Here is an 11,407-nt window from a genome sequence, read left to right on the forward strand (position 1 = left end):
GAGAGATATAAGGTTTGTTAAGCAGGCAACTTCATTCGGTAAATGGCATACGGGGTGGTTCGTTTGTTTTCGCCTTCGTTGTGATCGGGCTGCTTATTGATCTGGGAGCAACTGATGTACAAATAATCATCCGTCGAAATGGAATAACTATCCGGCCAGATCAGCCTTTCGTCGGCCACGACGTCTTCCAGCTTGTACGCAGGCGTTAGTCGGACCAGTTTGTAGTTTTGGTAATCGCCCAGGTACAGGTTGCCGTTTGTGTCGAAGATCATCCCGTCCGTAACTGCAACCCTGCCCAAATCTTCTACCGCAGCCTCCCGTTGCTCTTCCGGGAGTGCTTCGTCCCGCAAATAGTCCGTTCGGATGCGGTAGAGTTTGTTGTCGGTGAGCGGTTTATAGTACAGCCATTCGCCATCCGGTGTTAGGGCAATGCCATCGGATTGAAGGTGTACCGGCTGGCCCTGCTTTCTAAATTCTTTCCCGTCCACGATCAGAGTAAAGGAAGGGTCGTGTTTCACCGAAGGATGATGGCGCAATACCTCTCGGCTAGTTCCTGTTTCCAGATTAACCACCACAATGCCCCCTTCATTGGAGTTCGTTAAATACGCTACTCGTCTATGGGTATCGACCCGCACATCGTTGATATAGCTTTTGTTGCTTAATACGCCCTCAAACCGGTACACGTCTTCGATGGTATCGGTCGCCAGGTTGAACTTGACCAGCTTAAAACTAGTATCATACACCTGTTCCATGTTCGGGCAGGCCGGGTCCACCACCCACAGGTAGTTCTCCGCATCAACGTACACGGCCTGCACACAAACCCATTTATTTTTTCCATTATCCCCTTCCTGCCAGCTGTTCCATTGTTCGTCCGGATACGGTTTCACCCGGTTATTGGGGAAGATTTCGACAATACTGTATTGGTGTGGTCCGGGCCATAACGGATAACAGCTAAACAAACGCCCGTCTTTTGCGATCGCCACACCGGTTAACTGGTAGGTATCGTCTGAAAACACTTCGTCAAGTTGATTGTTGCGTGTACTCATGATCGGTAAGTTTAAATGCGTTCCTACCCCTGCTTTTTCTTACTTACTTTTTGCCTTTTTCTCACTTGCCCTTGGTAAGGCAAAATAGATGTATAGCAGTAAAACAGGCACAATGCTAAAGGGTACACTCCACAAACAAATGAGTAAGGCAACCAGGTGCAGCGCAGGGGCAATGGCATATTCCTTGGTTAACAGACGAATGAGCCTTTTATCTGTACCTTCTTCTAGAAGTTCGGGCTTTTTAATGGCGTACCACCAGGTGCAGTTATAAAAAAATGTCATCAACACCAATGTCGCATGATAGATCAAGGCTGCCGTTTGCTCGTCTGGTTTGCCAACATGCCGGGCCAACAAGCCGGTGGTAAACGACTGAAGTGTAACGAAGATTAAAAACAAACTATTTAGACTAAGCAGGTACTGGTCCGTCTGCTTTAAATAAATAAACATGTTGTGGTGGTTGGACCAGGCAATGCATATAAACAGGAAGGAAGCAGCGAATGCAGCATAATGAGGCCACTGGTTGGCTATGGCTTGCAGCAAACCTGTATCGGTCTCTGGTTTGGGCAGTTCGGTAGCTAGTAATGTTGCTGCAATCGCTAAGACAGCGTCACTAAAATATTCAAGCCGATCGGTTGGCCGATGATTGTGCATAAGAGCTGTTTAAAATCCACTTTCCTTTGAAACAGAAGCCATCAAAAATGGATCAACCCAGAAGTGTTCAGCTAGTGGCTTCTTCTGGGTTGATACAATCAATCCTACCCGCTTACTAACACCTACTTACGCTTGTTTTTCCGTTTCAGCAGCAGCAGGCCGGCCGTGATCAGCAAGCCCGTAGTCGCTGCCTTTCGTATAAACGCAGGGCGGTTGTGCTTCCATTCTGCTCGCCAGCCCCTCTCAATCCAGGGGTTGGGAAGAATGCCGTGCGTTAAGTCACTCAGCTTTCCCTCAATGACGTTTATCCGGTCGGCTAATATCAACGTCATCCAGTGCGTAGCCGTCGCTTCACTATACTGATAGGCATAGCGACGGATAGCCCCACTTAAGCCCGTAGGCGGTGATGACGTACCAAAGACCCGAGTAACGCCCGGTCGCTCCACCGAATGCAAGACCTCCATGTCGAGGGGCTGCTGGGGGGCTTTTTCATAATTGAGCCGCTCGTGGTCCGCACCGTTCCAATGCTTCATGGGGTAGGTGGGGTCATTTTCCGGATCGGCATCCATGCCCCAGCCGGGGATGTCTTTGGTACGGTTTTTCAGGTTTCGGTCCGCAATTTTGCGGTCCTGAAATTCGGCTATTGTGTCTTCTAATTCGGTTTGCATAAGACAAGGGGTTAAGCCGCATTGGCGCGTGGTGGAATGAGTAAGGGTTTGATAATGTGGTCGAGCTTACTGGAAAACATGCGGTAGGCATCGGACACGTCTTCCAGCGGTATCCGGTGGGTAATCATTTCCTTTGGGTTGATCCGGCCGCTCATAATGTGATCTATCAGCTTGGGCAGCAGCCGTTTCACCGAGGCCTGATTGGCCCGTATGGTAATCCCTTTGTTCATCAGACTGCCGATGGGTGCCAGGTTCCAGGGAGGACCGTATACGCCAATGATGGAAACAATGCCGCCTTTTTTAACGGAGTTAATCGCCCAGTGCAGGGCGGTGGCACTGCCGGCTTGCAGGAGTAATCCTTTGCCGGTAATGTCTTGCAGAGCACTGCCTGAAGCATCGCAGCCCACCGCATCAATACAGACATCCGCGCCAAAGTAATCGGTGGCTTTTTTTACGAACAACACCGGGTCTTTCATGTCCCGATAGTTGTAAGCCTCGGCAAAGGCAAACTTGCGGGCAAACTCCAGCCGGTAGTCTACATGGTCAATCACAATAACCCGGGCAGCTCCGAAAAACCAGGCAAAGCGGGCCGCCATCAGACCGACCGGGCCGGCCCCAAACACCACCACGGTATCGCCTTTATGGATGCCGCCCTGCTCGGCCGCCTGGTAACCCGTAGGCACCACATCAGTCAGCAGGACGGCGTTTTCCAGGTCCATGCCGGCAGGGATTATGGTGGGGCTCACATCGGCATACGGTACCCGAACGTATTCGGCCTGTCCGCCATCATAACCACCGCCTGTGTGGGCATAGCCAAAAAAGCCGCCTACGGCGGTGGCCTGCGGATTGGACTCATTGCAGTTGCCGTAGAGTTCCTGCTTACAATGCGGGCAGCTGCCGCAGGCAACATTAAACGGCACGAGCACATGGTCACCCACTTTTAGTTTTTGCACGCCCGAGCCTACCGCTTCGACGACGCCGGTAAACTCATGACCAAAGGTCATGCCCACCCGGGTATCGGGCACACGACCGTGATACAGGTGCAGGTCTGAGCCGCAAATCAGGGATCGGGTAACCCGGACAATGGCATCATAGGGATGTTTGATCTCCGGCTCGGGCTTGTTCCGGTCCAGCCTGATTTGGCGAGGACCGCGAAAATTCATTGCTAACATAGCTTCCTGTCGTTAAACGTGATTGAACTACTCTACTGAAGACCTCAAGCTGTCATGCCGCCTGGACGCTAGCTTAAGCACTTGCCCTAACGGCAAAACGGGTCCAGCCGCAACAAAGACGGGTTTAGATACCTACCTGAACGGTAAGTTAAAAAGGCGCCAAATCAATTGGTTCTTCCAGGATAAGACCCACACTTACCGAGCGAAGCGTTTGGGTTAGCAGAAGGGCGTGTCGTGTGTATCGGGCAAGCCCGTCAACACGATCTGTATCGTTTTTCCCTTTAGACTGAGCAACAACAGACCATTGTAGCCTTGGTTAACAGACAGATGGTGTCTGTTGTAGACAAGCCCATTCACCTTGTTGCCACACGGCAGAATAGTCATTCTGCGGGGTAGCCGTGCGTTGTTGTTCTGATAACCACCGTTATCAGCATGGTCTAGTCTTTACTGACGACTTCTCTTCACGATTTACGTAGCGTGAGATTCACCCACCTTTGTCAAACCGTCGACTTGTCTGGACATTACTTTTGTTTAATAAGAAAGTTAAAATCGTATTGAAAAAGTGAGGGTACGGGCGCAACTAAAAAGAATGATTGTGCCGTTGGGCTGGAAGAAACAGGAAGGGCGATCCCTATAGAGTTTGAAGGTCACCTCCATAGGAGGGCAGCGGTGGCCTTCAAAGCTGCTTCTGAATGGACAGCCGTATCCGAAACAGGGTGCCTACGCCTGGCTGGCTGTCGATCTCCAGACTAGCCCGTAACAGTTCACACAAGCCCTTGACGATAGATAAGCCCACGCCTTCCCCCTGGTGGGCAAACCCGGAGCAAGAAGAAAGGGCGGTAGCCGCTGGCTGAGCATCGGCGAAATCATAGGCCGCTGTGGTTTCGGGGGAGGGGACTCCAAGGTGGGAGCGTGAACCCGCTTGGGTAGCGGTGGGCAAGCCCGGTCCCGAATCCTGCACGCTGACCATCCATCGCGTCTCAGTCTCTCGACTCCAACAGACCGATACCTAACCGGTAGGTGTATGCTTGAGCGCGTTGAGCACCAGGTTCTGAATAATGCGCTGAAGCTGAAGGGGGTCACACGCGACCGGCAAGCTGGCCGGTCCGTCCGCTTTGAGTAAAAGACCCCGCTCGGTGGCCAGCGGCTGGTAGCTCGCCACGAGATTGGTCAACAACTGACCCGCATCGAGGGGCTGAATGTGCAGGGCTTCCTGTCCGGCCTCTAGGCGGGCCAGGTCCATCAACTGGGTAACCAGCGAGCGACAAGTCGTCAGGTTCCGCAGCAACATGTCCAGCATCTATTTACGCTCCTCTTGGGAGTCCGTCACCAGTTCCAGTAGAGAAGCGGCTCCCAGAATAGCTCCGAAGCTACCCCGCAGGTCATGGGAAGAATGGCGCAGGAGCTCACTGCGTTGCTGGCTGAGTGCCTGAAGTTCGGCCAGGGCTTTTTCCAGTACGTTGACCCGGCTGGCTGCCGCCGTGCGTTGTAAGTCGGTAAACTGGCTCACACTACCGGTGTTGATCTGATCGGCAAACGCAAAGAAGTGCACATAGGCCTGAGTGATCATGGGACAATCGGTTGCGGAGTAGAGTTGCCAGAAGGCCCCCCAGTTCAGCCAGCATACTCTGGTTTAAATAGTGCATCTCGGCCAACAATTCGGCCAGGACATAGCCCTTATGCCAACGAAGCAGGCCATGGTCAGCGGCTAAGCGGTCCACCTGGGCTTCTTCATCCTGCTGCTGCAACTGCTGCTGGAGCACATTGAGCATGAATGGGACTTGGTTGGTAAACTCGTCACGGCTTAAGCGGTTGACGCTTCTCAGGTCCGGGTCGGTCTCGCAAGCGGTTCGCCAGTTGGCCAGCAGCGCTGGGCGCCGGGCGGCCAGAAAAGAAGCGAGCTGGCCGCCCGGAGCTGACTCTGAAAGGGCAGGAGCTATCATGGTTGAGCAGGAAAGATCTCTACGTCCGGCAGGAGCGGTCCGTCCGGAGGAAATGATCCCAACTGGGCAACCAGGCGACAGGAACGTATACGCAAAACCGGTATTCGTTCTGTTGTGGCGACACTTGTTTAAGTGAATTGTTTAAATAAGTTGATTTTTTTTCCGTACAGTCCTTGTCTGTTGCAGGCTGTGAGCGACTAATTGGACTTGCTACCTTTTCTGGGCACTACCATAAGATCATTATAGTAGATTACAATAAAAGGCAGTGAATGTAATCTAGGTAATGTACCACATGAGTAGTAAAAGTTTCAACAATTAACTCAACGATATTTATTGCTTCAGTGCAAATACCGGATCAGCCATTTTCGTTCATGAAAACCCTCGCTATAATGATCGGGGTCAAGACATTGTCCTTGTAAAAGTTATATCTTCTAAACCTTCTTAAGCGTCTTTTGAATTGGCCTGAATCAAACAAAGAAAATACTAAGCAAAGATGGTCAACCAAATACGACGAGCCATACGGAAGAAGAAAGGTGTTAATAAGATCAAGGTAGGCACTAGCCCAATCAGGTAGTAGTTCAAATCTACCTTGAGCCAGATAACAACAATTAAAAAGGTCAGCAATGTCCAGATGGTAAAGAAGGCATAACTAACGAACATAGAAGCCCAATAGAAACCAGGTTCAGGCATAAAGTTGAAGCCACAGTTGGGACATCTGGGATGCATATCATCAAAGTGACGAGAAAAAGCACTATTGCTAACAAAGAAATTTCCTTTGTGACAACGGGGACATTTGTTGAACAAAACACTATATAATCGGCTGTCCTTATTCATGGTTATTAATCAATTCATGAAGTAGATCAATATGGCTACTACCTTAATCAAGAGTAATTTACTCTTGATTAAGGTAGTGTTCGATTGTTAGTAAAGCTCACCTAAATCAAGCCGAGTATGTGATAAACCAACGATAAGTTCGAGGGTATTTTGAGAGTAAAATAAATGTCGCTTGATTTGTAATAGGGTAGTAACGTTCATACTTTACTTCCCAAACTTCGAAAGTCACCACCCTGTCATAAGAGTTACTTAACGGCAAGCAATTCAAGGTGTTCGATCACAGGGGGCACACTCAGTAGCGTGTCCGCATTGGCCAGCAACCCCTTCGCAATTTCACCGCTCAGGTGGGCTTGCCGGTCGTCTTCGGTGGCAAAGGTGTCGAAAATACCAAACGTATTCTCATTGATCTTGAAGGCATACCAACGAAGGGTGCCCGCTTCCCGTTGAGCCATGGCCAGCGCTTCTTTCAGAAAGTTCTCGACAGTAGCTTCTTGGCCAGGTTTTGCTTGAACACGAGCCAGTAATGACAGTTTTTCCATGATATATAAGTCTAAAGGATTGTAATACGGATGATCGTTAACAAGGGTACGACGTTAGTCATACGTTTTGTCATTCATTCAAGACACGGGATAGAGACAATAGATTGTATCCCTTGAAACACAACAGTAAAGAAGCCAATGCAGGAAGCTTCTAGCGCTCAAGAAGGAGCATTTTATGGAATTAAGGCAAACGGCCTTTGTCTGTTACAGGCACCATCCAATTTTCGCACTTTACTTCCCAAACTACGAAACGCAATGGAAATGGATTGCTTTTATAAGTCGCTAGCCGGATGAATACATTCAGTCCAGTAGGCTATGATCAGCAAACGGAATGTCAACGACGTTTAGCGTCAGTTTCATCGTGTTGTTTGGAAAAAGAAATACGTCATCTGAATTGTGGTGATCAAGGGCTTAATACATCACTGACGAACCGTTTTTCCCTTTTCGAGTGCCGCGGAGCAGATGACGGGATGATTGCTCATTGTTGGCTTGCAAGTCGCTTAACTTATGCTGTAGAGAAGGGCAATTCATAGCGAATTGCTGGTGGACTTAGGTGTTTTACTCTACGTGGATCATCAAAGCTGGGATTAAGTAAAAACTTGACCGACAGCTAAGAACGCAAGACAGGGACGGAGAAGACCCTAGGATTGGCTAGGTTGCAGACCGATAACTAACTTATCAGCAGTTACGTTCGTAACACCCTGAAAATAAATTATTTACTACATACAAGCTCCAAAAATCAGTGGCCTACTAGTAGCACTATTGTAGTTGCATCAGAGATCAACTGTTCGTATGTGGAGGGCTGCTATTGATTGGCACTTTGGTTAGGTATGAGTGGACAATCTTCTCGTACAGAAATGATTATGTGTTTAAGACTCTATATATTAACTGTTTATAGCCCTTCTGCCGTATCGTACATTTCTTCTTAAAGCACGAAAATCGGTACTTGATTGACCTTCCCCCCCCTGAAACTTACTAGTTGGTCGTTTTGTAATGGATTTATTTTCGTATTTACTAGAATCGTACGAAAGGTAGACTGAGTCACATTAAACGCCCATTTTAGCAGCAGATCCATGAACGCTCGTTCGTCTCAAGTGGGACCGTTTTTTTAAGATTAAAATAAGGCCGTTTGCTTAGTAATAGGTTGACGGTTTTCTTTCTTTACTTTTCAACGTGAAAAATCATAGGCTAAGGAAAAGCAAAACTATCTTTACTTTCGAGGAAGTGTATACGTTACTAATCTAGTTGTATCCTTTTTGATATTACATTATCAACCCAAGCTTTATCGATACCAGATGTGCCAAAAGAGTGAATCGTACATTGGCAACTCATGCTCTCTAGATTGGAATGATTTATTGGCTATCTTACTCTGAGAAATGCCTCACCATAGCTAGTTACTGAATTGAAAGAGCTTAACCAAGACTATTTCACATCTACGCCACGTAAACAGACATTGCTGTATCCCAATGCCCCTTGGTATTTTGGGCTGGCCGTTAGCATAACCTGGCTGGGATTTTCCCGGTCTTATTTTTCCCGACTCACCCAGACTGACCTCTATCATCATCTGCATGGGGCTTCCGCCGGATTATGGATGGGTTTGCTGATTCTACAACCTATTTTGTATCGACGTGGGCAATTGGCATTGCATCGAAAACTAGATTGGATCGGCACGATTGTGCTTGTGCCTGGCCTGCCCTGCTGATTGGGGGAGTCAAGATGATGCACCTGATGCTGAAGGCAGCCGATGAGTACCCGCCCGGAGCTGTTTATCAGCTTTCTTTTATCGATGCGTCCTCTTTGCTGCTTTTTTCCTTGTTTCTGGGCTTGAGCTTATGGAATGGGCAACGATTGGCCATCCATGCCCGTTATATGGTTTGTACCGTACTCATCATTCTGCCGCCCGCTATTACCCGCCTATTATTTTTCATTCCGTGGTTTGACAGTTTCGCTAAAACACTGAATGGTAGCTTTGTCGCCATCGAAGTGGTATTACTGCTTCTGCTGGTAGACGATCGACGAATGGGTCGGCTACAGCCCTCGTACCCGTTGGCCATAGGGCTCTTTCTGTTATTGCATCTGACGATGAACCTGGCGGGTCAGTGGTTATGGTGGCACATACTAATGGATCACTTCGCTAGTCTGTAAGTAAGTTGCTCATAGTCCCTGTGCCATTTCGTAGATTACCTGAAAACATACGAAAAAAGGGTTTACCTGACCTAACATCGAATTTCTTAGAATAGGGCGAAAGAGCGTTTGCGTCGTCGTAAACGCCCGAATTATTGACACGCCCTCGTCTCATTTGGGAGCGAATTGTGAGACAGTGATTAAAAAAACACTGTCCAACTCCATCGGTAGCAAGCGAGAGTTCATCACTAAAATGCCTTTACTTCGTTGAACCTTTGATAGCAGGTTCGTGAATCAGAAATGTCAGTGTAACAAGGGTCCCCTTGGTTATCTCGCTGTGGATTGATAGGTGTCCCCCATTGTATTTCATAAATTCCCTACTCACCACTAAGCCCAGGCCGGTACCACGTTCACCAGAGGTTCCGTTTTCTATTGAATCTGGCTGGTCAAGCCTAGCTTGCATTCCTTTTCCCGAATCCTGAATCGTTACAATAGTCTGCTCAGGTGACGATTGGCAATCAATTCGTATTCGGCCACTGAGCGGACTATATTTAATCGCGTTATGGAGAATATTGCGAAAAACGATCTGTATCTGATACTCATCCACCCAGGTTATGATCGGTTGGGGCGTGTAATCAACCTGAATCTGCTTGTCCCTGGCCAACGGGCTAAGGAGTTCCAGGCTTTCATTAATTAACTCGCTAAGATCAATGGAGATGGGACGGGTGACTATCCCATTGCGTTGCATAGTGGTCCAGTGTAATAAGTTATCCAGCGTCGTATACAAAATATTTGTTGTTCGCTTGACTCGATTCATTTGGTCGACCGTCGGAAATGACGGAAGCGCTTCCAGGTGCTGTTTGAGGGTTGCAACCGGTGCTCTTAAATCATGGCTAATGATATTGAAGAGTTTGTCCTTAACCGCGTTTAGTTCCTTCAGATGAGCCGCCTGTTTGTTGATCTCGAGTTGTTGATGGGTTAGCTTACGCACGTTTTGGCGGGCCTGCCAGCCAAACCAACCAACCAGCAAAAGAATAAGGCAGAAACCTCCTGCAGCCAGAATGTAAATGATATTCTGTTGATTCGCCCGTGCTAAGTCAAGCTGCTGAATGGCCAGATTCTTTTTAAGCAAAGCCATATCCGCTTCATTCTTGTCAAAGCGATACCGGGATTCAATCGCAATAATGGCCTGATTCTTTTTGTCTTCTCTCAGACTATCGCTTAGCGATTTTAACCGCACAAAGTTATCCAGAGCCTGTTTATACTGGCCCTGCTTTTTCTGGACCCGGGCCAGTACCGTTAATCCCTCTTCAAATTGAAATGTATGCTCTTTTTGGAGTGCGCCAAGAGCGTGACTCACCAGATGATTAGCCTCGTTTAGTCGGTTCTGCTTTTCCCGTATTTGCGCCAAAAGTAAATCGATATTCGCAGTTGATATACTTCTATCTGTATGGGCTTGGGTATAGGCTTTGTTCAGAAAGGTCTCTGCCCGTTGCAATTTATTTTGCTTCAGTAAATGAGACGCATACGAGCAGTAGGTATTGACATAAATGGCAGGACTATTCCACTGTTGAGCGGCACGTATATCTTTTTGCCAATATAACTCGGCCAGTGTTGGGTTAGACTCCCTGCCGTACCAGCTGGCCAAATTCCCATACGCTAACCATAAGTCTGGGGGAGAATTGGTTTGTTCAGCCAGTTGGCGCATGGCCTGAAGATCTAAAAATGCACTCTTTTTATCGTTTAGCTTTAGATGCAAACTGTACAGCAGCGCATAGGTCGCTCCAGTCCTAGCGGTATTGCCCGTCCGGGTGGCATACCCTAGGTTTTTCGTTAGTTGATCGACCGCCTGAACTGCATTTCCCTGTTTTGTTTGAATTAAGGCTAGTAAATACATGGCGTGGGCCGCTTCAGTACTATTTGCCGCTAGTAGAAGAAACGGAATACTTTTTCGGTAAGCTGTATAGCTCTGGCTGTAGTTTGACCGATAAAAATAGTAATTGCCCAGTTGGCTATAAGCTCTCCCCCAATTAAGCGGATTATTTCCCTGTTTAGCCAGGTGAAGGCTGTGTTGTGTATAAAAAAAAGCGCTATCGGCTATCCCGCGCTGTTGATAACGCTGGGCCAGTTGAACCAATACTTTAACTTTAGAGGTATCCGGCTGCCCCCCCCGAAGCGTTTGTCGTATAGCGGAGGTGACCGAATCCGTCTGTAGAATTTGCGTAGCGGTACTCCTGGACGGGCTTAACGAGCCTAGTACCAATCCTACACCCAACCACCCCGATTTCATTCGATTATACAAATTTTACCACATCTTAATTAGGAATGACTCAGGCCCAACCCGTTCAATCGCTGTACGTCGTCAAATAAAAGGGGACAAATGGGGTGAAAAGGGGAAGAGACAATTCAGTAAATTGTTTCATCTAAATC

At 48.1% G+C, this 11,407-nt stretch carries 13 protein-coding genes and 1 pseudogene; 2 read left to right on the forward strand and 12 right to left on the reverse strand.

Annotation, left to right across the window (positions count from 1 at the left end):
* Nucleotides 1-17: 17 nt before the first annotated feature.
* From IC230_RS32970 to IC230_RS33020, 11 genes and pseudogenes are all read right to left on the reverse strand, one after another.
* Nucleotides 18-1,046 (reverse strand): L-dopachrome tautomerase-related protein, encoded by a 1,029-nt coding sequence (locus tag IC230_RS32970; protein WP_191043349.1) that lies wholly within the window; start codon nt 1,044-1,046, stop codon nt 18-20.
* Nucleotides 1,047-1,085: 39 nt separating this feature from the next.
* Nucleotides 1,086-1,697, reverse strand: a complete 612-nt coding sequence (locus IC230_RS32975; RefSeq protein ID WP_191043350.1) for a TMEM175 family protein — start codon at nt 1,695-1,697, stop codon at nt 1,086-1,088.
* 122 nt (nt 1,698-1,819) lie between these two features.
* Nucleotides 1,820-2,365 carry a hypothetical protein gene (locus IC230_RS32980; protein ID WP_191043351.1) on the reverse strand — a complete coding sequence of 182 codons (546 nt, stop codon included), beginning with the start codon at nt 2,363-2,365 and terminating at the stop codon, nt 1,820-1,822.
* Between the two features lie 11 nt (nt 2,366-2,376).
* Nucleotides 2,377-3,537: a zinc-dependent alcohol dehydrogenase gene (locus tag IC230_RS32985; RefSeq protein WP_191043352.1), complete on the reverse strand. Its 1,161-nt coding sequence runs from the start codon at nt 3,535-3,537 to the stop codon at nt 2,377-2,379.
* A gap of 216 nt (nt 3,538-3,753) precedes the next feature.
* Nucleotides 3,754-3,921 (reverse strand): hypothetical protein, encoded by a 168-nt coding sequence (locus IC230_RS32990; protein WP_191043353.1) that lies wholly within the window; start codon nt 3,919-3,921, stop codon nt 3,754-3,756.
* Nucleotides 3,922-4,213: 292 nt separating this feature from the next.
* Nucleotides 4,214-4,513 (reverse strand): annotated as a pseudogene (locus tag IC230_RS32995) (sensor histidine kinase); the annotation flags it as partial.
* A gap of 33 nt (nt 4,514-4,546) precedes the next feature.
* Nucleotides 4,547-4,837: a sensor histidine kinase gene (locus tag IC230_RS33000; protein ID WP_191043355.1), complete on the reverse strand. Its 291-nt coding sequence runs from the start codon at nt 4,835-4,837 to the stop codon at nt 4,547-4,549.
* The gene (locus IC230_RS33005) at nt 4,838-5,107 is read right to left on the reverse strand and encodes a histidine kinase (protein WP_191043356.1); all 270 of its coding nucleotides are present in this window, start codon (nt 5,105-5,107) and stop codon (nt 4,838-4,840) included. It abuts the gene before it with no gap.
* Nucleotides 5,049-5,480, reverse strand: a complete 432-nt coding sequence (locus IC230_RS33010) for an RsbRD N-terminal domain-containing protein (RefSeq protein WP_191043357.1) — start codon at nt 5,478-5,480, stop codon at nt 5,049-5,051. The genes IC230_RS33005 and IC230_RS33010 overlap by 59 nt, the downstream gene beginning before the upstream one ends.
* Nucleotides 5,481-5,963: 483 nt before the next feature.
* Entirely contained in the window at nt 5,964-6,314 is a 351-nt protein-coding gene (locus IC230_RS33015; protein ID WP_191043358.1) for a DUF983 domain-containing protein, read from the reverse strand.
* Between the two features lie 245 nt (nt 6,315-6,559).
* Nucleotides 6,560-6,853: a putative quinol monooxygenase gene (locus IC230_RS33020; RefSeq protein ID WP_191043359.1), complete on the reverse strand. Its 294-nt coding sequence runs from the start codon at nt 6,851-6,853 to the stop codon at nt 6,560-6,562.
* 1,402 nt (nt 6,854-8,255) lie between these two features.
* Here IC230_RS33020 and IC230_RS33025 point away from each other — a divergent pair.
* The gene (locus IC230_RS33025; RefSeq protein ID WP_191043360.1) at nt 8,256-8,555 is read left to right on the forward strand and encodes a hypothetical protein; all 300 of its coding nucleotides are present in this window, start codon (nt 8,256-8,258) and stop codon (nt 8,553-8,555) included.
* Nucleotides 8,513-8,998 carry a hypothetical protein gene (locus tag IC230_RS33030; RefSeq protein WP_191043361.1) on the forward strand — a complete coding sequence of 162 codons (486 nt, stop codon included), beginning with the start codon at nt 8,513-8,515 and terminating at the stop codon, nt 8,996-8,998. Before IC230_RS33025 ends, IC230_RS33030 begins: the two co-directional genes overlap by 43 nt.
* 238 nt (nt 8,999-9,236) lie before the next feature.
* Here the strand turns inward: IC230_RS33030 and IC230_RS33035 are convergent, their stop codons facing one another.
* Nucleotides 9,237-11,267, reverse strand: coding sequence for a tetratricopeptide repeat-containing sensor histidine kinase (locus IC230_RS33035; protein WP_191043362.1), 2,031 nt, complete (start codon nt 11,265-11,267; stop codon nt 9,237-9,239).
* Nucleotides 11,268-11,407: the final 140 nt, after the last annotated feature.

The organism is Spirosoma validum, assembly GCF_014699035.1.
Lineage (GTDB): Bacteria > Bacteroidota > Bacteroidia > Cytophagales > Spirosomataceae > Spirosoma > Spirosoma validum.